23 protein-coding genes are annotated in these 24,855 nt (G+C 63.2%); 10 read left to right on the top strand and 13 right to left on the bottom strand.

Annotated features, from left to right (window positions below; all coding sequences use genetic code 11):
• Window positions 1-44: 44 nt before the first annotated feature.
• Genes LPB73_RS01255 through LPB73_RS01275 form a run of 5 tightly spaced genes read right to left on the bottom strand, consistent with a single transcriptional unit; the run spans window position 45 to window position 4,017 of the window.
• A complete protein-coding gene (locus LPB73_RS01255; RefSeq protein ID WP_231079322.1) occupies window positions 45-812 on the bottom strand; it encodes an ABC transporter permease in 768 nt (255 codons plus the stop codon).
• Window positions 809-1,537 carry an ABC transporter permease gene (locus LPB73_RS01260; protein WP_231079323.1) on the bottom strand — a complete coding sequence of 243 codons (729 nt, stop codon included), beginning with the start codon at window positions 1,535-1,537 and terminating at the stop codon, window positions 809-811. Before LPB73_RS01260 ends, LPB73_RS01255 begins: the two co-directional genes overlap by 4 nt.
• Before the next feature lie 32 nt (window positions 1,538-1,569).
• Window positions 1,570-2,376, bottom strand: coding sequence for an ABC transporter ATP-binding protein (locus tag LPB73_RS01265; RefSeq protein WP_231079324.1), 807 nt, complete (start codon window positions 2,374-2,376; stop codon window positions 1,570-1,572).
• Between the two features lie 5 nt (window positions 2,377-2,381).
• Entirely contained in the window at window positions 2,382-3,080 is a 699-nt protein-coding gene (locus LPB73_RS01270) for a GntR family transcriptional regulator (RefSeq protein WP_231079326.1), read from the bottom strand.
• 10 nt (window positions 3,081-3,090) lie between these two features.
• A complete protein-coding gene (locus LPB73_RS01275; RefSeq protein WP_231079329.1) occupies window positions 3,091-4,017 on the bottom strand; it encodes an ABC transporter substrate-binding protein in 927 nt (308 codons plus the stop codon).
• 121 nt (window positions 4,018-4,138) lie between these two features.
• Between LPB73_RS01275 and LPB73_RS01280 the strand changes: the two genes are divergently transcribed.
• Window positions 4,139-5,137, top strand: a complete 999-nt coding sequence (locus LPB73_RS01280) for a fumarylacetoacetate hydrolase family protein (RefSeq protein WP_231079330.1) — start codon at window positions 4,139-4,141, stop codon at window positions 5,135-5,137.
• A gap of 148 nt (window positions 5,138-5,285) precedes the next feature.
• A complete protein-coding gene (locus LPB73_RS01285) occupies window positions 5,286-6,062 on the top strand; it encodes a cyclase family protein (RefSeq protein WP_231079331.1) in 777 nt (258 codons plus the stop codon).
• A gap of 152 nt (window positions 6,063-6,214) precedes the next feature.
• Here the strand turns inward: LPB73_RS01285 and LPB73_RS01290 are convergent, their stop codons facing one another.
• The 5 genes from LPB73_RS01290 to LPB73_RS01310 all read right to left on the bottom strand — a co-directional run bounded on the left by LPB73_RS01290 (window position 6,215) and on the right by LPB73_RS01310 (window position 11,941).
• Window positions 6,215-6,958: an ABC transporter ATP-binding protein gene (locus tag LPB73_RS01290; protein ID WP_231079333.1), complete on the bottom strand. Its 744-nt coding sequence runs from the start codon at window positions 6,956-6,958 to the stop codon at window positions 6,215-6,217.
• Window positions 6,939-8,738, bottom strand: coding sequence for an ABC transporter permease subunit (locus LPB73_RS01295; RefSeq protein WP_231079335.1), 1,800 nt, complete (start codon window positions 8,736-8,738; stop codon window positions 6,939-6,941). Before LPB73_RS01295 ends, LPB73_RS01290 begins: the two co-directional genes overlap by 20 nt.
• Entirely contained in the window at window positions 8,738-9,595 is an 858-nt protein-coding gene (locus tag LPB73_RS01300; RefSeq protein WP_068734444.1) for a branched-chain amino acid ABC transporter permease, read from the bottom strand. Before LPB73_RS01300 ends, LPB73_RS01295 begins: the two co-directional genes overlap by 1 nt.
• A gap of 21 nt (window positions 9,596-9,616) precedes the next feature.
• A complete protein-coding gene (locus LPB73_RS01305) occupies window positions 9,617-10,816 on the bottom strand; it encodes an ABC transporter substrate-binding protein (RefSeq protein WP_231079337.1) in 1,200 nt (399 codons plus the stop codon).
• A gap of 339 nt (window positions 10,817-11,155) precedes the next feature.
• Entirely contained in the window at window positions 11,156-11,941 is a 786-nt protein-coding gene (locus LPB73_RS01310; protein WP_231079338.1) for an SDR family NAD(P)-dependent oxidoreductase, read from the bottom strand.
• 91 nt (window positions 11,942-12,032) lie between these two features.
• On the opposite strand from LPB73_RS01310, the gene LPB73_RS01315 reads away from it, so the two are divergent.
• The 4 genes from LPB73_RS01315 to LPB73_RS01330 all read left to right on the top strand — a co-directional run bounded on the left by LPB73_RS01315 (window position 12,033) and on the right by LPB73_RS01330 (window position 16,210).
• On the top strand, window positions 12,033-12,518 hold the full coding sequence (locus LPB73_RS01315) for a MarR family winged helix-turn-helix transcriptional regulator (protein ID WP_414716844.1): 486 nt from the start codon (window positions 12,033-12,035) through the stop codon (window positions 12,516-12,518).
• A 97-nt stretch (window positions 12,519-12,615) separates the two neighbouring features.
• Window positions 12,616-14,355, top strand: a complete 1,740-nt coding sequence (gene araD, locus LPB73_RS01320; protein WP_231079340.1) for an L-arabinonate dehydratase — start codon at window positions 12,616-12,618, stop codon at window positions 14,353-14,355.
• 12 nt (window positions 14,356-14,367) lie between these two features.
• Entirely contained in the window at window positions 14,368-15,087 is a 720-nt protein-coding gene (locus tag LPB73_RS01325; protein ID WP_231079341.1) for a ribonuclease activity regulator RraA, read from the top strand.
• A gap of 112 nt (window positions 15,088-15,199) precedes the next feature.
• Entirely contained in the window at window positions 15,200-16,210 is a 1,011-nt protein-coding gene (locus LPB73_RS01330; protein ID WP_231079342.1) for a L,D-transpeptidase family protein, read from the top strand.
• Window positions 16,211-17,223: 1,013 nt separating this feature from the next.
• On the opposite strand, the gene hemE is transcribed toward LPB73_RS01330, so the two are convergent.
• Entirely contained in the window at window positions 17,224-18,270 is a 1,047-nt protein-coding gene (gene hemE / locus LPB73_RS01335; RefSeq protein WP_231079343.1) for a uroporphyrinogen decarboxylase, read from the bottom strand.
• Between the two features lie 189 nt (window positions 18,271-18,459).
• Between hemE and hemF the strand changes: the two genes are divergently transcribed.
• A complete protein-coding gene (gene hemF / locus LPB73_RS01340; protein WP_231079344.1) occupies window positions 18,460-19,353 on the top strand; it encodes an oxygen-dependent coproporphyrinogen oxidase in 894 nt (297 codons plus the stop codon).
• Between the two features lie 159 nt (window positions 19,354-19,512).
• Here the strand turns inward: hemF and LPB73_RS01345 are convergent, their stop codons facing one another.
• Both LPB73_RS01345 and LPB73_RS01350 read right to left on the bottom strand, forming a co-directional pair.
• A complete protein-coding gene (locus LPB73_RS01345) occupies window positions 19,513-20,190 on the bottom strand; it encodes a heme oxygenase (biliverdin-producing) (protein WP_231079345.1) in 678 nt (225 codons plus the stop codon).
• Between the two features lie 98 nt (window positions 20,191-20,288).
• Window positions 20,289-21,263 carry a LysR family transcriptional regulator gene (locus tag LPB73_RS01350; protein ID WP_231079346.1) on the bottom strand — a complete coding sequence of 325 codons (975 nt, stop codon included), beginning with the start codon at window positions 21,261-21,263 and terminating at the stop codon, window positions 20,289-20,291.
• Between the two features lie 155 nt (window positions 21,264-21,418).
• Between LPB73_RS01350 and LPB73_RS01355 the strand changes: the two genes are divergently transcribed.
• From LPB73_RS01355 to LPB73_RS01365, 3 genes are all read left to right on the top strand, one after another.
• Window positions 21,419-22,426, top strand: a complete 1,008-nt coding sequence (locus tag LPB73_RS01355) for a class 1 fructose-bisphosphatase (protein WP_414716845.1) — start codon at window positions 21,419-21,421, stop codon at window positions 22,424-22,426.
• A 162-nt stretch (window positions 22,427-22,588) separates the two neighbouring features.
• Entirely contained in the window at window positions 22,589-22,912 is a 324-nt protein-coding gene (locus LPB73_RS01360; protein WP_231079347.1) for a hypothetical protein, read from the top strand.
• A gap of 205 nt (window positions 22,913-23,117) precedes the next feature.
• The gene (locus tag LPB73_RS01365) at window positions 23,118-24,815 is read left to right on the top strand and encodes a thiamine pyrophosphate-binding protein (protein ID WP_231079348.1); all 1,698 of its coding nucleotides are present in this window, start codon (window positions 23,118-23,120) and stop codon (window positions 24,813-24,815) included.
• Window positions 24,816-24,855 lie beyond the last annotated feature (40 nt).

Consider the following 24,855-nt stretch of genomic DNA (forward strand, 5'->3'; position numbering starts at 1 on the left):
GTTCGCTCGCAAGAGCGAGCGCCCCGGAACGACGAGTATGTTTCTCAATGCCCGCTCGTCCGCCACCGCAGCAGTCGCGCCTCGACCAGCGACATCGCCAGCGCGGTCACATAGCCGATCACGCCGAGCAGGATCACGCCGGCGAACAGATCCGGCGAACGAAACGCGCGCGCCGAGAGCAGCACCCAGTGGCCGAGGCCGTCGAGCCCCGCGAGGATTTCGCAGACCACCGCCAGGATCAGCGACACGGTCAGGCTGAGTCGCATGCCGGAGATGATGTCGGGGCTCGCAGATGGCAGAGCTATCTTGAAGATCACCGCGAGGCGCGACATATGCAGCGAGCGCGCGACCTCATAGAGACGAGGCTCTACTGCGCCGAAGCCGTGAACGGTCGCAAGCAGCATCGGCCAGATCGCGCCGAAAGCGATGACGAACAGCGCCATGCCCTGGGTCAGCCCGAACAGAGCGATGGCGACGGGAATGATCGCCGATACGGGCAGAGGCCGCAGGAACTCCAGCGACGGGGCGACATAGCTGCGCATCGCTTTCGATGAGCCGATCATGGCGCCGAGTGCGATACCGACGACGGATGCGACCAGCCAGCCATAGAACATGTGTTCGAGGGTGCCGATTGTCTTGTCCAGCAATGTGCCATTGCTGAAGCCGCGCATCAGCGCGGCCCAGGCGCGATCGGGGCCGGGCAGGAACACCGGCGAGACCAGTTTCAGATTGGCGATCAACTGCCACAGCGCGATCAGGCCTGCAGCCAAGGCGAAGCTGGCAATGCGCCAGAGGGTGAGTGCCCAGTTCATCGGACCTCTCCCGCCAGCGCTGCGGGGCCAAACAGATGCTGCTGCGCTGCCAGCAATCCGGCATTGAGTGCATAGCCGATGAGGCCGATCCACAGCAGATAAGCGAGCATCAGGTCCGACCGCAATGCTTGCTGCGCAATCATGATTCCGGCGCCGAGCCCGATGGGATTGATCGCGATTTCCACGGTGACCGCGACGATCAGCGCGATGCCGGCCGCGAGGCGGAAGGCGAGAAAGATGCGCGGCAGTGCCGCGGGAATGATGATCTTGCGGACGCGGTCACCTGGCGACAGCCGCAGCGCGCGGGAGACTTCGATCAGTCGCGGCTCGATGCTGCGCACCGCAGCGCGGCTGAGGATCAGGATCGGCCACACACAGGCAAAGGCGACGATCACAATTTCCATGCGATAGCCGAAGCCGAGCGCGATCAGCGCGATCGGTAGCAGCGCGATGGAGGGGATCGGCCGCAGGGATTCGATGGTGACTTCCATCAACCGATCCACCGGCTGGAAGATACCCAGCGCGATTCCAAGAAACAGGCCGATAGCGCCGCCGACCACGAGGCCGGCAAAGGCCGAAGCCAGCGTGTCGCGCGTGGCCGCCAGGATGGAGCCGTCGCCGAACGCCTGAAACAGCGCCAGCACCACGGCGCTCGGCGGCGCCAATGCATCGCTGTGGATATCGACGGAGCGCGCCCAGATTTCCAGCACGATGAGCAGGCTCATCGGAAGGATCGCCGCTTTCAGGCGCTCGGACCTCATGCTTCCGATGCCTTGATGAAGTCGAACAATTCGCGGCGCAGCCGCAGGAATTCCGGGTTCTCGCGCGTGGTCAACTGATCGCGGGGGCGCGGCAGGTTGATCGGAAGATCGATGCCGATGCGGCCGGGATGCGGCAGCAGGCCCACCACGCGGTCGCCGAGATAAATGGCCTCTTCGAGATCGTGGGTGACGAAGATCACCGTGGCCTTGCTGGCATCGAGCAGCGACAGGACCTCGTCCTGCAGACCCTGCCGCGTCATGGCATCGAGTGCGCCGAACGGCTCGTCCATCAGCAGTGCTTTCGGCTCCTGCGCCAGACATCGCGCGATCTGCAACCGTTGCTGCATGCCGCCGGACATCTCGGCGGGATATTTCGCGGCGTGATTAGGCAGGCCGACTTTCTTCAACAATTCGTCGATGCGTGCCGGGCGCTGGGCCTTGGGCATGCCGATGGTTTCCAGCGCCAGCGCGACATTTCCGGCGGCCGTGCGCCATGGCAGCAGCGCCTTGCCGTAATCCTGGAACACGATGGCAACGTCGCGCCGCGGCGCGCGCATCGGCTCGCCGTCGAAGCTGACATGTCCGGATGTCGGTTGGTACAGGCCGGCGGCGAGGCGCAGCGCCGTGGTCTTGCCGCAGCCGGAGGCGCCGATGATGCAGAGGAACTCGCCGGGCTTCACGTCGAGGCTGACGTTTTCGATAATCGTCTTGCCGCCGAGATCCAGCGTGACATGGGAAAACGCGATCTGCGACTTTTCGAGTTGGGCCGGTGGGATGTCCTTGCGGAGGGCAATGGATGTCATCGCGCTCAATCTCCCTGTCCGGGCGGATAGACGAAAGCGAGCGTCGAGTGCAGATGCGACGTCAGCATGGCCTGCGCAGGACCGGTTTCGCGCGCAAGCACGCGATCGGCCAGAAGCTGATGGGCTGCGACAAAGCGGCTACCGCTGTCGAAGCCACGCATCATCACCCTGCGGTAGCGATAGGCCTGATCGTAAAGTTCCGAATGCGCCGAGAGCAGGCGCTTCGAATTGCAGGCTGCCAGCAATGCGGTGTGAAATCCCTTATGGAGCTTGTCGAAATCCGGCGCGCCTTCGCGGAATTCATCGCCGGTACGGTCGATATGCCTGCGCATCTGGTGAAGCGCGCCGAGGATGCCAGCCTCCCAGGCATCGTCGCCATGTTCGATGGCTAGCCGCAGCGCCTCCATCTCCACCACGCTGCGCATCCGTGTGATGTCGGCCAGATCCTCCCGGCTGATGTCGGCGACGCGAAAACCGCGTTGGCCGATGCCGATAATCAGGCCGCGTGAGATCAGGCGCGACAGTCCTTCGCGCATCGGCGTGGCGCCAATCTGGTAACGCTGCACGAGATCGACGATGCCAAGCCGCGTGCCTGGCGCGAGATTGCCGGCAATGATGTCATGCTGGAGCAATGTCGCTGCACGTTCGCTCAGCGTATCCGAGCCGGATACATCGATTGGACTGCTAAGGGGCTGGCCCGCCATTCAGTTCGACCTATTTCAGAATCAGTTTGTTGAGATCGAGTTTGGTCTCCAGCATTTTCTGCGAGGACATGACGTCGATCCACCATGCCAGTTGCTCGGGCTTCAGCACCGGCTCTGACTTGTTCGGCGGTGATGCCTTCACCAGTTCGATGGTCTGTTTGGTGAATTTGGCAATTGCGGCCGAGGTCTTGTCTTTGTCGCTGTTCACGATCGCCGCACCTTCGGCGATGGCAGCGCGAAATTTCCTGACGGTGTCGGGATTCTTCTCGGCCCATTCGCGCGAGGCCGCATAGAAGATGATCGGCTCTGTGCGCTCGAGCTCCGACGCGTAACGCGCGCCGATGCTGCCGCTGCCGGCCGCCAGCATGCGCGATACCGTTGGCTCGGCGGTCAGCACGGCATCGACACCGCCGGACTTGATGATGTCGGGCATGGTCGGGAAGGTCACTTCGACGAAATTGACCTTCCTGGGATCGACACCCTTGTCGACCAGCCATTTGACGAACAGCACGTGAAGAAACGCACCGAGGCCCGGTGCGCCGACCTTCTTGCCGACGAAATCCTTCGGCTCCTTGATGGTGATGCCGTTACGCACGAAGGCGGTGATATTGGCGTTCGATGTCGGACTCATCACCGTTGCGCCGGCAACCGCGACGAGATCGAGGCCGCCGTCGGCAGCCTGCAGGAAGACGGTGGAGGTCGGACCGCCGATCTGGATCGAGCCGGACAGAATGGCCGCGGGGATATTGGAGTTGATGCCGATGGGGATCATCTCGGCATCGAGCCCGTGCTTCTTGAAGATGCCTTCATCGACCGCGACCATGGCCGAGGCGCAGTCCGTTGTTGCAGTGCAACCTATCTGGAGCTTGGTCTGGGCATGCGTGGTGCCCGTCACAGCGAGCGTGGCCAATAGGGCTGCCACCGTCCACCTGGTCATGGTCGTCTCCCTCACCCGAGCATTTTTCGATCGTGAAGCAATCTTTGCGATCGCCTCTTGTTTATCGATATTTTTTTTGATCATATATTTTATCGAAGAACAAGCAAGTGGGAGAACGCTCGTGAAGCTCGCGACATTTCGTGCCGGCGGCCAGCAGGATGGCCAAGCCAGGGTCGGTATCGTTCACGCCAACGATGCCAAGCTGTTCGATCTCGCCGGCGCCGCGGCCCGCGATGGCGGCAATCCCGCCTTCACATCGATGCTGGCGTTGATCGATGCAGGTGAGGCTGCACTCGATGCGGCGCGCAGCGCGTTCGAGAAACATCGCAGTGACGCAACGCTGTCAGTGAATGTCGCCGGCACGGACATTCTCGCGCCGCTGCCCGAGCCGCGGCAGATGCGCGATGGCATGTCGTTTCCGCTGCATATCCGGCAGTCGCCGCGTGGCCAGTTGAAACTGGCTGCCCGTGCGAAGGGGGACATGGAAGAACTGGCGCGGCTGGAAGCCGAGCCGCTCGGCGAATTGCCCGAAGTCTATCGCCGCCAGCCGATCTACTACATCACCAACCGCTTCAGCGTGCGCGGCACGGGCACCACGGTGAAGTGGCCGCGCTACAGCGAGGTCATGGACTACGAACTCGAATTCGGCATCGTCACCAAGAACAGGGGCGCGAATATTTCCGCGGCCAAGGCGAAGGATCACATCTTCGGCTATACTATCTTCAATGATTTCTCGGCCCGCGATGCGCAGCGGCTGGAGATGGAAGGCCGCCTGGGTCCCGCCAAAGGCAAGAGCTTCGACGGCGGCAATGTGCTGGGGCCGTGGATTGTCACGCCGGATGAGATCGGCGATCCCTACAGACTGAAGATGGAATGCCGCGTCAACGGCAAGGTGCGCTCGTCCTCGACCAGCGAGGGCATGTTGTTCTCCTTCGAGGAGATCATCGCCCATGTGACGCAGGACGAGACGCTAATGCCCGGCGAATTCATCGGCTCCGGCACCGTCGGCAACGGCTGCGGCCTCGAACTCGGCTGGTATCTCGAACATAATGACGAGATCGAACTCGAGGTCGAGAAGATCGGCGTGTTGAAGAACAAAGTGGTGCGGCAGGACGTGTAACGCACCTGCCTCTCCACGTCATTGCGAGGAGCGAAGCGACGCGGCAATCCAGAAGCAACAAGCGCAGACTGGATTGCTTCGTCGCAAGGGCTCCTCGCAATGACGACCGATAGGATCAAACAAAAGACAAAACCCCGAGGAAACCACCATGCCCCGTCGCCTCATCGACATCTCCGTTCCCCTGCAGAACGACGTTCCCGCCGATCCGCCGGGTAATCATCCCACCATCAATTATGTCGATCATCAGCAGGGCCTGCCGCGGATGCTGCAGTTTTTCGACGGGCTGAAGGCTGAGGATCTGCCGGACGGGCAGGGCTGGGCAGTGGAGCTGGTGCAGCTCTCGACTCACAACGGCACGCATCTCGATGCGCCCTATCATTTCCATCCCACGATGAACCGCGGCGAGCGCTCGTGGACCATCGACGAAGTGCCGCTGGACTGGTGTTTGCAGCCCGGCGTGAAGCTCGACTTCCGGCATTTCCCGGACGGCTATGTCGCGACGGCCAAGGACGTCGAGGACGAGCTCAAGCGCATCGGCCATACGTTGAGCCCGCTGGAGATCGTCGTCGTCAACACGTCTGCCGGCGTCAAATACGGTCAGCAGGACTACGTCATCTCCGGCTGCGGCATGGGCTATGAGGCCACCATGTATCTGCTGGAGCGCGGCGTGCGCCTCACTGGCATCGATGGCTGGAGCTGGGACGCGCCCTTCGTCTACACCGCGAAGAAATATGCCGAGACGAAAGATGCCAGCCTGATCTGGGAAGGCCACAAGGCCGGCCGACATATCGGCTATTGCCATATCGAGAAGCTGCACAATCTTGAGCAGCTGCCGTCCACCGGTTTCATGGTGTCGTGCTTCCCGGTGAAAATCGAGAAGGCATCGGCGGGGTGGACAAGGGCGGTAGCGATTATTGATGGGTGAACCACGCTGTCATTCCGGGGCGCTCGCTCTTCGCGAGCGAACCCGGAATCTCGACATGTGACTCTCATATTGGGATTCCGGGTTCGCGTGCGCGAAGATACGCCCGCGTCCCGGAATGACGAGGTTGGGGCAAAGCGCTGCGAGATGCGTTGCTACACCGCCGCCGCTTCCTCGTGCCCAAAATACGCCCGCTCCAGCCGCTGCGGCAGGTTCGCTTCCGTTGTCGCGGCTTCGAGCACGATACGCCCCTGCGACAGGGCATAGACGCGATTGGCGGCGGCCAGCGCTTTCTCCACCAGTTGCTCCACTAGCAGTACGGCGGTGCCTTGTTTCTGCAATTGCGCGATCACCGTCAGCACGCGGTCGACCAGTACCGGCGAGAGGCCTGCAGAGGGCTCGTCGAGCATCAGCAGCCGCGGCCGTCGCACGAGGCCCTGTGCCACCACCAGCATCTGCTGCTGTCCGCCCGAGAGTGACGCCCCGCGCTCATGGCGCTTCTCGGCGATCTCCGGAAAGAACGACAGCGCTTCATCAACGCGCGCGTTGCGCTCGCCGCGCGGCAGGTCGTAGGCCGCGAGCAGCAGATTTTCGGCGACGGTCTGCTGCGTGAACACGCGGTGTCCCTCGATCACATGGACGAGCCCGGCACGTGCTGCCTCGCGCGGCGTGCCGTTGCTGATGTCGCGGGTATCGAAGCGAACGCTCGCCGCATTGACCGGCAGCAGGCCGGAGATCGCGCGCAGCAAGGTTGATTTCCCGGCGCCGTTGGGGCCGAGCAATGTCACCACTTCGCCGGCGGCGATATGCAGGTCGATACCATGGAGCACGCGGATCTTGCCGTAGCCGGATTCCAGCGCGGTAACCTTGAGCAGCGGTTCAGCCTCCGAGGTAAGCACTGACGACCTCCTTGTGAACGCGGATTTCGGCCGGCGTGCCGGCGGCGAGGATCTTGCCGAGGTTGAGCACCGTGACCTGATCGCAGATGTCGAAGATCAGGTCGGCGTGATGTTCGACCAGCAGCACCCCCGTGCCGCGGCGGCTGATCGCCTTGATCAGCGCGCCGAGCCGCGTGATCTCGTCGCTGGAGAGGCCAGCGGCAGGTTCGTCGAGCAACAGGAAGTCCGGCTGCAGCATCAACGCGCGCGCGATCTCGATGAAGCGCAATTCGCTGTGCTGCAGGCGATCGGCGCGGACATCGGCCAGCGCCTCCAGCCCGACGACGCCGAGCATGGCGCGCGCCTGTGCGGCGAGCTTGCGTTCGTCGCGGTGGTGCCGCGGCAGCGACAGCAGTGCCTCGGCGAATGTCGCTTCGCCCTCGATGGTGCCGCCGACCATCACATTCTCAAGCACCGAGGCTTCGCCGATCACGCGGGGCGTCTGGAAGGTGCGGGCGATGCCTTTGCCGGCGCGCAGTTCCGGCATGCCCGGTGGCAGCGCGTCATCGCCGAGCGTGATGGTGCCGCCTTTTGCGGCGTAGTAGCCGGAGATCACGTTCAGCGTCGTGGTCTTGCCGGAGCCATTGGGCCCGATCAGGCCGTGGATCTGGCCGGGCTTCACATCGAGATCGAGGCCGTCGATAGCCCGGACATTGCCGAAGGTGAGGACGACTTCGCGCAGTGTCAGCGTCTTGGTGGTGGCCGTCTTGCGCAGCACTTCGGAGAGTCCCGCGATGCGCGGCACGATGGCGCGGTTGCTGGCGAGCGGACGGCGGCTCTTGAAATCCAGCAGCGCCGCGATGCCGCCGGGCATCACCAGCACGATCAGCAGTAGCAGCACCGCATAGAGAAAGGTCGACCACGCGGCCAGAGGTGCCGCGATCTCCGGCAGGATGGTGAGAATGATGGTGCCGAGCATCGGCCCCAGGATCGAGCCGCGGCCGCCGATCAGGATGGCGATGAAAAACAGCACCGAGAGATCGAAGGTGAAGGCGTCCGGCGTGATGTAAGTCTGCAGGCTGGCGAACAATCCGCCGGCAAAGGCCGCCATGGCGCCGGCGAGCAGGAAGATCGACACCAGCAGCTTCGGCTTGGAGATGCCGGTGGCTTCCGCCGCCACATCCGCATCGCGGATCGCAATCAGCGCGCGGCCGAACCGGCTATAGGCGATATTGGCGCTGAGCCAGGTCGCCACGGCTGCGAAGCCGATGCACAGATAATAGAAACCCCAGGGCGTGTTGAACGGCGCGGAGAATTCCGGGCCGACAATGCCGATGCCGCCGCCGGTGACGCTCTGCCAAGCCAGCGCGATCTGCGTCACGATGGTGGCGAAGCCGAGTGTGGTCATGGCGAAGTAGAAGGTGCGCAGCCGCATCGCCGGCAGGCCGACGATGACGCCGAACACGGCGCCGACGCAGCTAGCGATGATCAGGGCGCCATAGATCGGCACCGGCGGCAACACATTCCCGGCAGCGAGCACGCTGGTCGTGTAGGCGCCGAGCGTCAGCAGCGCCACATAGCCGATGGCAAGATGACCGGCGAAGCCGACCACGAGATTGAGTCCGGCGACCAGCACCCAGTAGATCGCGGCGCGGGTGCCGATCAGCGCCCAGTAGTCGTTGCTGACGAAAGGCAGGATCATCGCCAGCGCGAACACGCCGAGGAACGGCAGCAGCGCGGGCAACACCGAATGCTTCGTCGTGGTCTCGCGCGATGTCGGAATATCGGTGATCGCCGTCATCACACCCTCCGCGCCGTTGCGGAGCCGAACAGGCCCGAGGGCGCTGCCAGCAATACGATGATGAAGATCGCGAACACCGCGACGGACGAGAAGATGCCGCCGACCAGGAAGTTCGCGGCTTGCTGAAACAGGCCGAGCGCGAGCCCGCCGATCAGCGCGCCGCGATTGTTGCCGAGGCCGCCGAGTGCCACCGGCACGAAGCCGTAGAAATTCAACAGCGCGCCGTTGGCGAAGAAGGCCAGCATCAGCTCGCCGCCGGCAAAGCCAGCGACGCCGCCGATCACGCCGGCGAGGGCATAGCTCGCCACGCGCAGGTTGCGCTCAGGCAGGCCGAGTGCACGCGCCGCAAAATTATCCTCCGCGATCGCCATGAAGGCATGGCCGACCAATGTGCGGCGATAGAGATATTCGAGGCCCAAGATGGTGAGGCCGCAGGCCACCACCGGCAGCCAGAATTTTTCGTCCCACACGCCGGTGCCGAGACCGACGATGCGCGGGAAGGGCTGCGGCTCGGTGCCCCATTTGATCGCGGTGACCTGCTGGATCATCAGCGCCAGCGCCAGCGTCGACAGCACATAGAGATGCTGTTCGAGGCTTTTGAGCACCGGCCGCACCGCGACGAATTCGGTGATGACGCCGATGATCGCGCAGGCGATCAGCGTGAGGGCGAAACCGACCAAAGTCGGCATCCCCATCTTCAGCATGAACAGCGAGCCGAACACCCCGCCGAGCATCGCGAGCTGTCCGGCGGTGAAGCTCATCACCCGCGAGGTCGAGAACATCGTATTGTAGGTGATGCCGACGAGCGCATAGATCGCGCCCGCCGCGAGGCCTGAAGCTATGATCGAGCCGAGCATGTGTGTCGTCCTCGCGCCGGCTTACGAGTAGCCGGGGGCGAGGGCGAAGGTGCCGTTCTTGGCCGAACGCGCTTCCGACATGACGATCTCGTCGGTCGGATAGCCGTTATGCTGGGTGGGTGAGAACGAGTAGTTGCCGAAATAGCCGGGATATTTGGTCAGCGAGTTCCAGTATTTGACGATGCCCTCGCTGTCGGTCGATCCGCTGGCTTCGACAGCCCTGGCGATCAGTTCGACGGCGTCGATACCGCCCGCGATCCACCACAGCAGCGTGTCGTTGAGCGGCACCTTGGCCTTGTTAAGGCGATCGACGAGATCCTGGCTCTTGGCAGGCAGCTTGCCGGCGGAGTCATAGCTGCAGCTCTTGTAGCCGATGGCGTAGACCTTCTCCCAGTTGGCAGGCTTCTCGATCAGGCTGGCGAGTTCGCCGGATGCCAGCGACGGATGACCGACAAAGGCAACGTCCCAGTTCATGGATGCGCGGGTGTTGAACATGCGCGCTTCCATGCCGGTGGACACGCTCCACACCACGATGACCTGCGCAGCGGCATTCTTGGCGCGCAGCATGTCCGGCGTCATGTCGGGCTGGGTCGCGTCGATATTGGCGCTGTAGACCACATCGGCGCCGTCTTTCTTGAAGGCCTCGACCGAGGCTTTCACGGCGGTGACGCCGTAGCCCGTGGTGTCGCCGATTACGGCGATCTTGCTGACTTTCAGCACCTTGAGGCAGTAGTTGCGGACGGCGTCGTCCCACTGGCCGTTGGACGGCGCGATGCGGAATGCGGCGGGGAATTTCGCGGGATCGATCAGCGTATCGACGACGCAGGGATGCAGGTCGGGCATCTTGGCGCGCGCCATCAATGGCGTCGTGGCCAGTGCCTCGCCGGAATTCACCGGCCCCCAGATCGCATGGACCTTGGCCTGGCTGATCAGTTCCTGGGTGGCGTTAACGGCCTTGGTCGGATCGCCTTGGGTGTCGCGGGTGATGATCTCGATCTTGCGGCCCTTGACGCCGCCGGCGGCATTGATGGCTTCCGTGGCGAACGTGACGCCGCGGTTGAAGCCGACGGTCGGCGCCGAACTCGGTCCGGTCATGGCGGCGAGCCAGCCGATCTTGATCGGTTCGTACGATTGCGCAATGGCGGGACGTGCGAGTGGAAAACTTGCTGCGCCGAGTGCGCCGGCGCCGCCCAACAGAATTCCACGACGAGAAATGCTCATCTTGACTTCCTCCCTGTGTTTTCCCTTTGCGGTGCCTGTCATTGATGCAGGCATCCGTTTCGTCCGCCCGGTCGTTGCCGGATGATGTGTGTGGGTGATGTCGTTGGTCGGTCAGATACTCCGGATCGTCATGACATATGCCGATGTTGCGCGGTGGCAGAGCGCGACGCGCAGATCCATCTCCATCGCCTCAGGCTGACCTGTCGCGGTGGCTTTGGCAATCGGCTTGTGATCTTTGACGATGGCAAGGACGTTGCCAAGGGCCTGGCCGTTGCAAGTCACACGGTGCTGCTCTGCAGTCTCGCTCGTCTGTTGCAACGCAATGATGCGCGGCCGCCGTCAGGTCGCGCTGAAGCCGCCATCCGCCGATAGCACATGGCCGACGATGTAGCCGGCATCGTCGGACGCGAGCCACACCACGGCTTCGGCCACTTCATGCGGCTGTCCCATACGCCGGATCGGAAGGCCGGCGGCCACAGCCGACATGTCGGCGATCCCCGAGGCCAGCATCATGTCGGTGACGACGCGGCCCGGTGCCACCGCATTGATGCGGATGCCGCGCGGCCCGCATTCCATCGCTGCCGAACGCATCAGCGAGATCACCGCCGCTTTCGATGCGGAATATAGCGCGAGGCCGGGATTGGGATTGCGGATGCCGCTCACCGAGGCATTGATGACGATGCGGCCGCCGCCATTCAGTTCCATGGCCTGGATCTGATGCTTCAGGCCAAGAAACACCGAGCGGACATTGGCATCGAACACGGTGTCATAGACCGCGCTGGTCTGCTGCTCGATCGGCGCGCGTCGTTCCTGATAGCCGGCATTGTTGAAGGCCACGTCGAGCCGCCCGAAACGGGACATCACAGCCTGCACCAGGCTGGCGACCTCGGCCTCCTCGGTCACATCGGTGCGCACGAACAGTGTCTTGGCGCCGAACCGGCCGCAGTCGTCGGCCGCGGCCTGTCCCTCGGCCTCGCGACGGCCTGCGATCACCACCGCAGCTGCGCCTTCATGCGCCATCAGCAGCGCGGCCGCCCGGCCGATGCCGGTGCCGCCGCCGGTCACGAGGCAGATGCGTCCGGCCATGCGGTCGCGGGGGCGGAACTGGGCAGCGCTGGTTGTCATGGTCATTCCTTGCACGGATCGTGCTAACACGGTCGTTATTCGTCGTCAGCAATATAGTTGTATCATGCAACTATCGTCAAGGAGCCTGCGATTGTCCGATATTGACGCCGATTTGATCGATAACATCCGCGCCGCGTCGCGTCTGATGGTGCGCGAACTCGGTTTCATGCAGGCAACGGTTGCAGCGACCGACTATCCGCCATCGGCGGTGCATACGCTGCTGGAGATTGGCGCGCGCGAGGCGATGAGCGCGGTCGAATTATCCGCGTTTCTCGGGCTGGAGAAATCCAGCGTCAGCCGGATGATCCGCAAGCTGATCGACGCCGGCGAGCTGAAGGAAGCCGCCAGTGCCGGCGACGGCCGCGTCAAACGGCTGTTGCTGACGGCCAAGGGGCGGCGCACCCGCGAGGCGATCGAGGCCTATGGGCAGCGGCAGGTCACCAATGCCTTGCAGCAATTGGCTCCGGCCCAGCGTCAGAAGGTGGCCGAAGGTCTCGCGCTCTATGCCGAGGCACTGGAAGCGCATCGGCTGGCAGATGCACAGACGCCGGACCGGACATTGGCCAGGCGGTCTTGAACCGCTACAGTCGAATCCGGCACACTCGACCGGCTTGACTGGTTCGCATCGTGCAAAAGTAAGTCGTGCCAAAGCAAAAAGAAACAGGGATGGAATTATGCCGGGCCACAAGAAGACCCCCGATCAACTCCGCAGCGCGCGCTGGTTTGCGCCGGACGACCTGCGTGCCTTCGGCCATCGCTCGCGCGCCATGCAGCAGGGCTATGCGCCGGTGGAGTGGAAGGGGCGCCCCGTCATCGCGATTCTCAACACCTGGTCGGAAGCGCAGCCCTGCCACATGCATTTCAAGACCCGCGTCGACGATGTGAAGCGCGGCATCCTGATGGCTGGCGGCTTCCCGATGGAGCTGCCGGCGCTGTCGCTGTCGGAGAGCTTCCTGAAGCCGACGACGATGCTCTATCGCAACATGCTCGCCATGGATGCCGAGGAACTGCTGCGCGGCCATCCGGTCGATGGCGTGGTGCTGATGGGCGGCTGCGACAAGACCACACCGGGGCTTCTGCTCGGTGCCACCAGCGCGGGCTATCCCGCGATCTATCTGCCCGCCGGTCCGATGCTGCGCGGCAACTGGAAGGGCAAGACGCTGGGCTCCGGCTCCGACGCCTGGAAATACTGGGACGAGCGCCGCGCCGGCAAGATCTCCGACAAGGAATGGGTCGAGGTGGAAGGCGGCATCGCCCGCAGCTACGGTACCTGCATGACCATGGGCACGGCCTCGACCATGACGGCGATCGCAGAGTCCATCGGCATGACGCTCCCGGGCGCATCGTCGATCCCCGCCGCGGACGCCGGCCACATCCGCATGGCCAGTGAATGCGGCCGTCGCATCGTCGAGATGGTGTGGGAGGATCTCACGCCGCAGAAGATCCAGACGCGAAAGGCCTTCGAGAACGCCATCACCGTGGCGATGGCGATGGGCTGCTCGACCAATGCGATCATCCATCTGATCGCGCAGGCGCGCCGCGCCGGCCAGGACATCGGCCTCGACGATTTCGAGATCGCCAGCCGCAAGGTGCCGGTCATCGCCAATGTACGTCCCTCCGGCGACACCTATCTGATGGAAGACTTCTTCTATGCCGGCGGTCTGCCGGGACTGATGAGCCGCATCAAGGAGCACCTGCATCTTGATGTGATGACCGTCACCGGCAAGACGCTGGGTGAAAACATCGCCGGCGCTGAAGTCTATAATGACGACGTCATCCGAACCGTCAGAGATCCCATCTACGCCGAGGGCGCGCTCGCGGTGCTGAAGGGCAACCTCGCGCCCGATGGCTGCGTCATCAAACCGTCAGCCTGCGAGCCGCGCTTTCTCAAGCATACCGGTCCGGCACTGGTGTTCGACGACTATCCCAGCATGAAGAAGGCGATAGACGACGAGAGCCTCGATGTCACGGCCGATCACGTTCTGATCCTGCGCAATGCGGGTCCGCAGGGCGGGCCGGGCATGCCGGAATGGGGCATGCTGCCGATCCCGAAGAAGCTGGTGAAGCAGGGCGTCCGCGACATGGTGCGCCTCAGCGATGCGCGCATGAGCGGCACCAGCTACGGCGCCTGCATCCTGCATGTGGCGCCGGAATCTTTCATCGGCGGCCCGCTGGCGCTGGTCGAGAATGGCGACATGATCACCCTCGACGTCGATGCCCGCACGATCAATCTCGACATCTCGGATGCCGAAATGGAAAAGCGCCGCGCGGCGTGGAAAGCCCCGGAGCGCAATTACGAACGCGGCTATGGCTGGATGTTCACCAAACATATCCAGCAGGCCAATGAAGGCTGCGACTTCGACTTCCTGCGCACCGACTTCGGCGCGCCGGTCAAAGAACCCGTGATTTATTGAGTGAGTGATCCCATGACCAAGCTCAGCGACGCGACCCGCGCCAAACTCAAGACCATCTCCACCGCAACCGTGGCCACCGCGCTCTACAAGCGCGGCTTCCGCACGCAATGCATCCAGGACGTCCATCCGCTCGGCCCCGACCAGCCGACGCTGGTCGGCGAGGCTTTCACGCTGCGCTACATGCCGGCGCGCGAGGATCTCAACAAGCTCGACGTATTCAGGGATCGCGCGCATCCCCAGCGCAAGGCGGTCGAGGATTGCCCGCCCGGTGCGGTGCTCGTGATGGACAGCCGCAAGGATGCGCGTGCGGCCTCCGCCGGCGCGATCCTGATCAACCGGCTGGCGCAGCGCGGCGTCGCTGGCGTCATCACCGATGGCGGCTTTCGCGATTCCGCCGAGATCGCCAAGCTCGGCTTCCCGGCCTATCACCATCGCCCGAGCGCACCGACCAATCTGACGCTGCATCAGGCCATCGAGATCAACGGCCCGATCGGTTGCGGCGACGCGCCGGTGTTTCCCGGCGACGTCATTCTGGGTGACAGCGACGGCGTCATCGTCATCCCCGCGCATCTTGCCGACGAGATCGCCAACGAGGCCTTCGAGATGACCGCCTTCGAGGATTTCGTCACCGAACAGGTGCAGAAGGGCAAGGGCATCTTCGGGCTTTACCCCGCGACGGATGAGCAGACGCTGGTGGATTTCGCGGCGTGGCGGAAGGAGAAGGGGCGGTAGGGCGCGATCACGGCGTGCATCGCGTCAGGATGGAACCAGAGGCGGTTCTTGGCTTTGTCTTGGAGAGATGCGCCGGTGCGCATCATCCATCACTCAGCCGGAAAGAGACGCTATGCGCAGCCTCATCGTCGCGGTCGGACTGTCGCTGCTGGCGCAGGGCGCAGCCCTCGCCAAGGATTCCGACAAGCCGTCCAGGGCTTTCAATGCCGAGACGATCAACGGCGCCAATTTCACCGGCAAGCTGCCGCCCGACGAGAAGCTCAGCCCGCTGGCGGTGAAGCTCCAGGTGCTGCTCGACCGCGCGCATTTCTCGCCGGGCGAGATCGACGGGATGTTCGGCGACAATGTGGAGAAGGCGCTGCTGGCTTTCGCGGAAGCCAACAGCCTGCCGTCCGGCAAGGCGCTGACGCCGGAGATCTGGGCGAAGCTGCAGGCGGGATCATCGGACCCGGTCATGACCGACTATGTGCTGACCGAGAAGGACGTGAAGGGCCCATTCCTCGACAAGCTTCCAGTCAAGATGGAAGAGATGAAATCGCTGAAGAAGCTGGACTACACCAGCGCCCGCGAAGCCCTCGGCGAACGCTTCCATATGAGCCAGGATCTGCTCGAGACGCTCAATCCCAAAGCGAAGTTCGACAAGGCTGGCGACACCATCACCATCGTCAAGCTCTCGGATCGCAAGCCCGATAGGGTCAGCCGCCTTGAGGTCGACAAGGTCCGGCAGACCGTGAAGGCCTTCGCCAAGGACGGCGCGTTGCTCGCCTTCTATCCCGCCAGCGTCGGCAGCGATGAGAAGCCGACGCCATCGGGTGCACTGAAAGTGACCTCGGTTCACGCCAACCCGGTCTATCGTTACGATCCGAAATACAAGTTCAAGGGCGTGGAATCGTCGAAGCCCTTCACCATCAATGGCGGCCCCAACAATCCCGTCGGTGCCATGTGGATCGGCCTGTCGGAGAAGAGTTATGGCATCCACGGCACGTCGGATCCCTCCCGCGTCAGCAAGAGCGATTCCCACGGCTGCGTGCGTCTCACCAACTGGGACGTGGAGCGCCTCGGTGCATCCGTGAAGAAGGGTGTGGAAGTCAGCTTCGTCGACGACAAGCAAGCGGCGAAGTAGTGCGCGCGGTATTGCGCGTCCTCCTCGTCATTCCGGGGCTGGGCGGCGCCAGCCGCACGCGAGCCCGGAATCTCGACGTGTTTTGCGCTGAACAGGTCGGGATTCCCCGCCACTCCAATTGGAGTGGCTGAGGTTCGCCTGCGCGAAGGCGCGCAGTCGCCCTCAGGCAAACCAATTGGTTTGCCGGGAATGACAGAGCGGGGCGGCCAGACAGCGCCTAAATATTTTTTCCTATTCTTCGTTGACAACATCCCCATCAGGTTTATATTCTCCTCTGTCCTGCCCCACCGAGAGGGGCGATCGCGATCGTCACGTTCGCGGGGTGGGATGCGGTGGACGCCGGAGATGCGGCGTCACGCGGTTCATGGGTGACGTCTGTCTTCGGGCAGGACGGATCTGCGCCAGCACTGCCACTGGCAAGGAGACGACCGACCTTGGGATGGAAAAAGCCCTGGACAGTGTGACGGATGACCAAATCGAAACGCGTTCGGCCAAGTGCTTTGCGGCTACCCTGTCCCTCCGCCCTGGGACATTAATTTTGGTGATGGGACCGTTCGCCATGGCAGATGTGCAAGCAACCGAAAAAACACCGCAGGCGGAACGTCGGGCACTTGCTCGGCGCCTCCGAAAGTCCTGATGCACTCTAAATTGCGGAAGACCGCATCGCATCAGGCCCAAGGGTGCAACGGGCACCTGGCGTTCCGCACGCCCTCTCACAGGGGGCAGGAATGCAAGAGACGACGGCGCCCCCGCGCCGCAAACAATGGGGGTGATGACGCATGTCTGAAGGGTAGTGGCTGTTTGAAATTCTGGGTTTGCGATGGCGCGACGGCGCCAGAAATATCCCTCCCCCCGCGCGAAGCGAAGCTTCGCTAGGTGGGGAGGGTCGGCCGATAGGCCGGGGTGGGGGTGCCACGAGCGACGCCCTCACGTGGGGCACCCCACCCGTCACGTTTGCTCGCTGCGCTCGCAACGCGCCACCCTCCCCGCAAGGGGGAGGGAGAAGCAAGATGCTATCCCCTGAAATCCCGCACCCGCTTCACCATCTGCTCCACATGGGCGATTGGCGTTTCCGGCTGGATGCCGTGGCCGAGATTGAAGATGAAGCGTCCGCTGGCATAATTCGCCAGCACGTCATCGACGGCACGATCGAGCGCGGCGCCGCCGGCGATCAGTACCAGCGGATCGAGATTGCCCTGCACGGCGACGTGGCTCTGCACCCGCTCGCGCACGAATGACGGCTCGGCGGCCCAGTCGATGCTCACGGCATCGACACCGGTCGCGCCGACATAGCTCGGCAGCAGCGCGCCGGCGCCGCGCGGGAAGCCGATGATCTTCGCATGCGGAACCTTGGCGCGCACGCCGGCGATGATGCGCTTGGTCGGCTCCACCGACCAGCGCTGGAATTCCGCCGCAGGCAGTATGCCGGCCCAGGTGTCGAAGATCTGCAGCACATCGGCGCCGGCGTTGAGCTGGCCGAGCAAGTAAGTAATCGAGTTCTCGACGATGGTGTCGATGATTTTCGCGAAGGCCTCCGGATGCCGATAGGCCATCATCCGCGCCGGTGCCTGATCCGGTGTGCCCTTGCCGGCAACCATGTAGGTCGCAACGGTCCATGGCGCGCCGCAGAAACCGATCAGCGTGATCTTCGGATCGAGCTGCGCGCGCACGCGGCGCAGCGCTTCGAACACCGGCTCAAGCTTCGTGAAGTCGGCCTCGGGTGAGAGCGTTGCGACCTTTTCCGGCGTGTCCAATGGGTCGAGCCGCGGGCCCTCGCCGACCTCGAAGCGGACCGAGCGGCCGAGCGCATAAGGGATCACCAGGATATCCGAGAAGATGATCGCGGCATCGAAACCAAAACGCCGGATCGGCTGCAGCGTCACTTCGGTGGCGAAATCCGGATTGAAACACAGATCGAGGAAACCGCCGGCCTGCGCGCGGACCTCGCGATATTCGGGCAGATAGCGTCCGGCCTGTCGCATCATCCAGAGCGGCGGCACCGCCTGGCGCTGGCCGGCGAGGACATCGAGGAACGGCTTGCGGGGCGTGGACTGGGTCAAATGCTTGGGTTCCGGAAACTGGTGCCGAAAGGCATGATTTTGCCGCCTCTGATACACCGCCGCTTCGCTCTTGGCGAGGCGCGGCAATTCCGCAAAACCGGCGATTCACTTCACGTTTTGACGCATCTCAAGGTGTCATCGCGCCGCAGGCGGCATATAGACTGTACGAACATCATGAGCGAAAAGACCATGAACATCATGACCCCGATCGTCAGTCCAGAAATCGAACAGAACCGCACCCGTGCCAAGGTCTGGTTCGAATCCCTCCGCGACCGCATCTGCGCCGAGATCGAGGCGCTGGAGCGCGAGGCGCCGCAGGCGCTGTTCCCGGGCGCGCCGGCCACCTTCACCTACAAGCCGTGGACCCGTGCGACAGGCATCGGCGGCGGCGTCGGCGGCTTCCTCTCGGGCGGCCGGCTGTTCGAGAAGATCGGCATCCATACGTCATCCGCGAACGGCAAGCTGTCGCCGGAAATGGCGCGGCAAATGCCGGGCGGCGGATCGCAGCTCGATTACGTCTCCAGCAGCATCAGCCTGATCATGCATCCGCGCAGCCCGCGCGTGCCGACCGTGCACATGAACACGCGATTCCTGTCGACGGCGGTGGGCTGGTTCGGCGGCGGCGCGGATCTGACGCCAATGCTGCCCGAGCAGCGCAAGGTCGATGCGTCGGATACGATCACGTTTCACGACGCGATGCGCGGCGCCTGCGATGCGCATGACCCCGCTTACTACAAGAAGTTCAAGGCTTGGGCCGACGACTACTTCTTCCTGCCGCATCGCGGCGTGGCGCGCGGCGTCGGCGGCATCTTCTACGATCAGCTCAACACCGGTGATTTCGAGAAGGACTTCGCGTTCACGCGCGATGTCGGCTCCGCCTTCCTCGATGTCTATCCGCGCATCGTGCGCGCACGGATGCAGGAAGCCTGGACCGAGGAAGAGCGCGCGCAGCAGCTCGAAACGCGTGGCCTCTATGTCGAGTTCAATCTGCTCTACGACAAGGGCACGATGTTCGGCCTGCAGACCGGCGGCAACGTCGAGAACATTCTGAGCTCGATGCCGCCGCTGGTCAGCTGGAAGTAATTTCCTTCTCCCCGCTTGCGGGGAGAAGGTGTCTTGAATGACCGAAGGTCATTCAAGACGGATGAGGGGGAGCCAGAGAGTGAAACACTGGCTCCCCCTCACCCGTCTTCCACATGCTTCGCATGTGAAAGTCGACCTCTCCCCGCAGGCGGGGAGAGGCTAAGAAGCCACCTGCTCCGCTTCGATCGCACCCTGCACGGCCCAGGACAGATCCGTGTTGAGCTGGAACGCGACCGAGCCTTCATCGATGATCGCCTGCGGATTTGTCGCGAGCTTGCCGGCTTCATCGAGCGCGTTGCGATAGTCCGACTTCAGCGCGGCGAGATCGGCATAGGCCGGGAAGTCGTAGAACGACAATTCCTCCGGCGCGAGGCCGGGCTTCTTGGCGAGCAGGCGCTTGAGAATCTGGCCGCCGGAGAGATCGCCGAGATAGCGCGTATAGGCGTGGGCAATCAGCAATTCGCCGTCGCCCTTGGCGGCATCCGCGATGCGCTTGGCATAGGCTTCGCCGGCAGGCAGTATCGGCACTGCCGAGAAATCGCCATCGCACAGCACATTGAGATCGGCTTGCATGGCCGATGCACGATCGAGCCGATACTGGGCGAGTGCGGCGAGCACAGGCGTGTCGCGATGGCTCTCAAGTCCGGCTTCCAGCGCCTGATAGGCGGCCAGCAGATTCCGCTGCAGCAGGACATAGCCCTTGCGGCTGACGTCACCGCGCAACATGTCCTTGATGATGCCGGAGCGCTCGGCTTCGGTGTGAAGCACCTTGGTGCCGAGATAAAGGGCGGTCACGACGCTGACGGGCGCAGTGCTATCTGCCGAGGCAGCAGGCATTGAATTCTCCGATGACTGATAAAGGGATGTGTTGGCGCTCGGGCTGGCGACACCATATCACCCTCGCCGGATGCTACAAGGTGAGGCTAGGTCGGTCGCTATAGCGCCGCGCGGCTGCGGGACTTGCGGCGTACCGGCGCAGATTTGCCGGTTTCCGTCGCAGGCAGGAACTGCGCGCCCTGTGCGGCGAGGAATGCGCGCATCGCCTGCGCCGGCGGCAGCAGCACCTTGTCCTTGCGGTTGAGGACGAACCATTGCCGGATGATCGGCAGGCCGATCACATCCAGCATCACCAGTCGCCGCTGCTCCAGTTCGGTTGCCACCGTATGTGCGGAGATGAAGGCGATGCCGAGCCCGGCCATCACGGCCTGTTTGATGGTCTCATTGCTGTCCATCTCCATGCCGATCGTGGCGCGCAAGCCTGCGCTCTCGAACAGTTGCTCCATCAATCCACGCGTGCCCGAGCCGGGCTCACGCGTCAGGAAAGTCTCGCCTGCAAGATCGCTCATGGAGAGGCGCGCCTTGCTCGCGAGGCGATGATCGCTCGGCGCGATGATCACATGCGGATGATCGCCGATCAGGTTCACATCCATGTCGATCCCGGCCGGCGGCCGGCCCATGATTGCGATATCGAGATCGTAGCTGCGCAGGCCTGCGATGGTCTCCTCGCGATTGCCGACCGTCAGCAAGATCTCGATCTTGGGATGGAGCTTCGCGAAGGCGGAGATGGCGAAGGGCACGAAGTATTTCGCGGTGCTGACGGCGCCGATGGAAATGCGCCCGCCGGTCTTGCCGGCCATCATGTCCAGCGATGTTGCGCAGGCGGCCATCGCCGCCTCGATCCGTTCCGACAGCGCCAGCACCTCGCGGCCGGCATCGGTCAGGACCATTCCGTCGCCGGTGCGCTGGATCAGCGGCAGGCCGGCGAGGCCTTGCAGGTTGCGCAGTTGCAAGGTGACAGCCGGCTGTGTCAGGCGCAGCTTCAAAGCTGCCGCCGTAATGCTGCCGCTGGCGGCGACGGCGGCCAGTGCACGCAGCTGGCGGATCGAGATGTCGCGGAAGCGCTTTGTCATATAAGGAAAACTTTCGCCGCCTGATTTTTACGAAAGTTCCTTTATTTGGCCCAGCTGGTCAATATCTGTGGGCAAAATGGCCCATTTCTGCCATTCCCGGGCCTTCCGGACGCGGCCATGTGCCAGAAGGAGCCCAGTATTTTGCGGAGATTGCGATGACCGACCACATGCCCCTGTCCCGATATACGGCCGACTACGCCGGACAGGACCCGCTGCGGCTGGCCGTGGCTGCTGCGGTCGATGCCGTCGCCAAGGCCTCCATCGAAATCTCCGACCTGATCGGTTGCGGCGCGCTGGCCGGAATTACCGGCGAGGCACAGGGCGCACAGAATGCCGATGGCGACGTGCAGAAGGATCTCGATGTCCGCGCCGACGAGATTGTTCGCGCGGCGTTGAAGTCCGTGTCCTGGGCCGCATTGGCCTCCGAGGAAGCCGAGACGGCGGATATCCGCGACGGCGGCTTGCTCGACATTGCCTATGACCCGCTCGATGGTTCGTCGAATATCGAAACCAATATGACGGTCGGCACGATCTTCTCGATCATGCCGACCTCGAAGGGCACGACGCCGTTCATGCAAAAAGGCAGCGCACAGGTCGCTGCCGGCTTCGTGGTCTACGGCCCGCAGACATCGCTGGTCCTCACGCTCGGCGATGGCGTCGATATCTTCACGCTCGATCGCGCCGCGGGGAGCTACAAGCGCATCCGGCAGCGCGTGCAGATCCCGGCCGAGTGCTCGGAATATGCCATCAATGCGTCCAACCATCGCCACTGGGAAGCGCCGGTGCGCGACTTCGTCGAAGAGTGCCTCGCTGGTGCCGATGGCCCGCGTGGCAAGAATTTCAACATGCGCTGGATCGCTGCCCTGGTTGCCGAGGCCTATCGCATCCTGATCCGGGGCGGCGTGTTTCTCTATCCGTCCGATGCGCGCAAGGGCTATGCCGATGGCCGGCTGCGTCTCGTCTATGAAGCGCATCCTATGGCCTTCATCGTCGAACAGGCCGGCGGCGGCGCGACCACGGGTCGTGTCCGTATTCTCGATCTCGCGCCGACGGCGATCCATCAGCGTGTGCCGCTGATCATGGGATCGATCAGCAAGGTGAGACGTATCGAGGCCATGCATCTCGATGCTCGCGCGGGACAAGCGCAGGCCGCGGCAGAATAAAGCAAGGCGCAGCCGAACAAAGAATGTGCGCACGACACATCCTGTTTTGAGCCATTCAAAACATGACAGGCTTGAGGCCTTCTAAGGCCAGCCGGCCCGAAACGGGTTGAGCATGACGTGACCGCGGCCTAGACAAACGCAGGGGTCGCAAAGGATACGCGCATGCTTCCGCAGCAGGTCAAGGTCTCTGATATCACCGATGAGAATTCGGCACAGACCTATCTCAACCAGGCCATCATGACGACGTTCTGCCGCGTGCTCGACAGTTCGCGTCTGCCGCCCGATGTGGTGATGCGTCTTCTGGCCACCGCGATCGGCGCGACCTATCGCGAAGTTGCGGCGGCCCATCAGGACGGCCAGTGCCCCTGCGGATGGGGCCCGGTCCCGGATGCCGATATCGAGGCCCTGCGATCGTCGCTTGAAGGCGCGGCTGCGCCGAAGATGGCCGACGATCTGCACAGCATGGTGGTCGCCGGACGGGCGTAGTCGGCGGTCGATCTGCCCTTAAATAAGGCTGTACCTGCGAAATGAGCCACTGCGATGACCGCAGATGGCATTTTTGCGCCTGTTCCGCTCTCCCGATCACGTGATTGGGCCAGCGCGATCGACATATGGCAATCCCTTTAAACCTAAACTACTTTGGCCCGATCCTTGAATGTCGAGGAGATCGCGATCGGTGCAAAGTGACCTCATGACATCCTCATCCGCTGCAGTTCTCGACCACACCCCGGCCAATTCGACCGTCTGGCGCGAAGTTGCACGCGCGATCGCCGATATCGGCGCCAAGCGCTGCTTCGGTCTCGTCGGTGGCGCAAATTTCAAGGTGACGCTCGGCCTCACCGAGTTCGGTGTCGAATTCGTTGCTGCGCGCCATGAGGGCGGTGCGGTGAGCATGGCCGATGTGGCGGCGCGTCTCACGCGCGATCTCACGATCGTCAGCGTAACGGCGGGGCCGGGTCTCACCAATGCGATCACCGGCATCGGCGAAGCCGCTAAGAGCGACACGCCATTGCTCGTTCTCGCAGGCGACGTGGTGCTCGGCGACAAGCACTCGGCATTTGCCTTCAATCAGTCGGAACTTGTTCACGCGGTCGGCGGCGAGTGGCGGCAGATCATAGATGCACAAAGCGCTTACGCCGACACCTGGAAAGCAGCCTCGGTCGCTCTGCGCGAGCGCAAGCCGGTCGTGCTCAGCCTGCCGATCAATGTGCAGGAGATGTCGGTCACGGCAACGATGGGCAAGAAACATTTGCCGATCAGGCCGCAGGTCACGATTAATCCGGCGAAGCTGGATGAACTTGTTGCGACGATCCGGACATCGAAGCGGCCGCTGATTCTTGCGGGGCATGGCGCTGTCGTGGCAGATGCACAGCCGCTGCTGGTTCAACTGGCCGACAAACTTGGCGCGTTGCTGGCGACGTCGTTGCAGGCGCATGGGATGTTTTCCGGTCATCCGTGGAATCTCGGTGTTGCCGGAGGCTTCTCGTCGAAGGCGACGGCTGAGCTGATCGCGCAGAGCGACATGATTCTCGCCTTCGGCATGTCGCTGAACATGTGGACCACGAAGAAGGGCAAGCTGATCTCGGACTATGCTCAGCTCGTGCAGATCGATGTCGAGAAAGGCCGCATCGGCGTGCATCGCCCGGTCGATCTCGAGCTCGAAGGCGATGCCTCCGCTGTGGCGACTGCCGTGTTGCAGGCGTTTGATAAGACGCCGCCCAGCGAGGCCGGCTGGCGCACGCCCGAGGTTACCGCGGTGATGACTGCCAGAGGCAATCATAATCTGGCCTATGACGACACCAGCACTGCCGACCACATCGATCCGCGCACGCTGAGCAAGGCGATGGACGATATCCTGCCGAAGGATCGCACCGTCGTTGTCGACGGTGGACATTTCGTCGGCTGGGTGACGCGCTATATTTCCGCGCCGGACCACAAGGGTTGGTGCATTCCGATTGCGTTCCAGTCGATCGGCCTCGGCCTTGCCGGCGCGATCGGTGCGGCAGTGACGCAGCCGGAGCGGCTGACTGTGCTCGCGGTCGGTGACGGTGGCTTCCTGATGTCGATCGCGGAACTTGAGACCGCGGTGCGGCTGAAGAAGCGCATCTGCATCTTCATCTATAACGACAGCGCCTACAGCGCCGAAGTACATCACTTCGGCCCCGAAGGCTATAATGCCGGCATGGCGCAATTTCCGGTGACCGACTTTGCGGCCATCGCGCGCGGATATGGCGCCGATGGCGTGGTGGTGCGGACGCTCGCCGATCTCGATGCGGTAAAGCGTTGGGTTGCCGATGGCGCGCAGGGGGTGTTCATCGTCGACGGCCGGATCAATCCGAAGCTGATCGCGGATTGGTACAGCGAAATGTTCAGCGGTGCGAACCTCTAACGAATTTCCTGCGCAAATCTCTCCCCACGTCGTGGCCGGG

Origin of the sequence: Tardiphaga sp. 37S4 (genome assembly GCF_021044645.1) — a bacterium.
GTDB lineage: Bacteria > Pseudomonadota > Alphaproteobacteria > Rhizobiales > Xanthobacteraceae > Tardiphaga > Tardiphaga robiniae.

What these genes read in the sequence shown, in the direction of transcription:
- LPB73_RS01255 (WP_231079322.1), bottom strand. Translation starts at nt 812, where the DNA reads ATGAACTGGGCACTCACCCTCTGGCGCATTGCCAGCTTCGCCTTGGCT.
- LPB73_RS01260 (WP_231079323.1), bottom strand. Translation starts at nt 1,537, where the DNA reads ATGAGCCTGCTCATCGTGCTGGAAATCTGGGCGCGCTCCGTCGATATC.
- LPB73_RS01265 (WP_231079324.1), bottom strand. Translation starts at nt 2,376, where the DNA reads ATGACATCCATTGCCCTCCGCAAGGACATCCCACCGGCCCAACTCGAA.
- LPB73_RS01270 (WP_231079326.1), bottom strand. Translation starts at nt 3,080, where the DNA reads ATGGCGGGCCAGCCCCTTAGCAGTCCAATCGATGTATCCGGCTCGGAT.
- LPB73_RS01275 (WP_231079329.1), bottom strand. Translation starts at nt 4,017, where the DNA reads ATGACCAGGTGGACGGTGGCAGCCCTATTGGCCACGCTCGCTGTGACG.
- LPB73_RS01285 (WP_231079331.1), top strand. Translation starts at nt 5,286, where the DNA reads ATGCCCCGTCGCCTCATCGACATCTCCGTTCCCCTGCAGAACGACGTT.
- LPB73_RS01295 (WP_231079335.1), bottom strand. Translation starts at nt 8,738, where the DNA reads ATGACGGCGATCACCGATATTCCGACATCGCGCGAGACCACGACGAAG.
- LPB73_RS01300 (WP_068734444.1), bottom strand. Translation starts at nt 9,595, where the DNA reads ATGCTCGGCTCGATCATAGCTTCAGGCCTCGCGGCGGGCGCGATCTAT.
- LPB73_RS01305 (WP_231079337.1), bottom strand. Translation starts at nt 10,816, where the DNA reads ATGAGCATTTCTCGTCGTGGAATTCTGTTGGGCGGCGCCGGCGCACTC.
- LPB73_RS01310 (WP_231079338.1), bottom strand. Translation starts at nt 11,941, where the DNA reads ATGACAACCAGCGCTGCCCAGTTCCGCCCCCGCGACCGCATGGCCGGA.
- araD (WP_231079340.1), top strand. Translation starts at nt 12,616, where the DNA reads ATGCCGGGCCACAAGAAGACCCCCGATCAACTCCGCAGCGCGCGCTGG.
- LPB73_RS01325 (WP_231079341.1), top strand. Translation starts at nt 14,368, where the DNA reads ATGACCAAGCTCAGCGACGCGACCCGCGCCAAACTCAAGACCATCTCC.
- LPB73_RS01330 (WP_231079342.1), top strand. Translation starts at nt 15,200, where the DNA reads ATGCGCAGCCTCATCGTCGCGGTCGGACTGTCGCTGCTGGCGCAGGGC.
- hemF (WP_231079344.1), top strand. Translation starts at nt 18,460, where the DNA reads ATGAACATCATGACCCCGATCGTCAGTCCAGAAATCGAACAGAACCGC.
- LPB73_RS01345 (WP_231079345.1), bottom strand. Translation starts at nt 20,190, where the DNA reads ATGCCTGCTGCCTCGGCAGATAGCACTGCGCCCGTCAGCGTCGTGACC.
- LPB73_RS01350 (WP_231079346.1), bottom strand. Translation starts at nt 21,263, where the DNA reads ATGACAAAGCGCTTCCGCGACATCTCGATCCGCCAGCTGCGTGCACTG.
- LPB73_RS01355 (WP_414716845.1), top strand. Translation starts at nt 21,419, where the DNA reads ATGACCGACCACATGCCCCTGTCCCGATATACGGCCGACTACGCCGGA.
- LPB73_RS01360 (WP_231079347.1), top strand. Translation starts at nt 22,589, where the DNA reads ATGCTTCCGCAGCAGGTCAAGGTCTCTGATATCACCGATGAGAATTCG.
- LPB73_RS01365 (WP_231079348.1), top strand. Translation starts at nt 23,118, where the DNA reads ATGACATCCTCATCCGCTGCAGTTCTCGACCACACCCCGGCCAATTCG.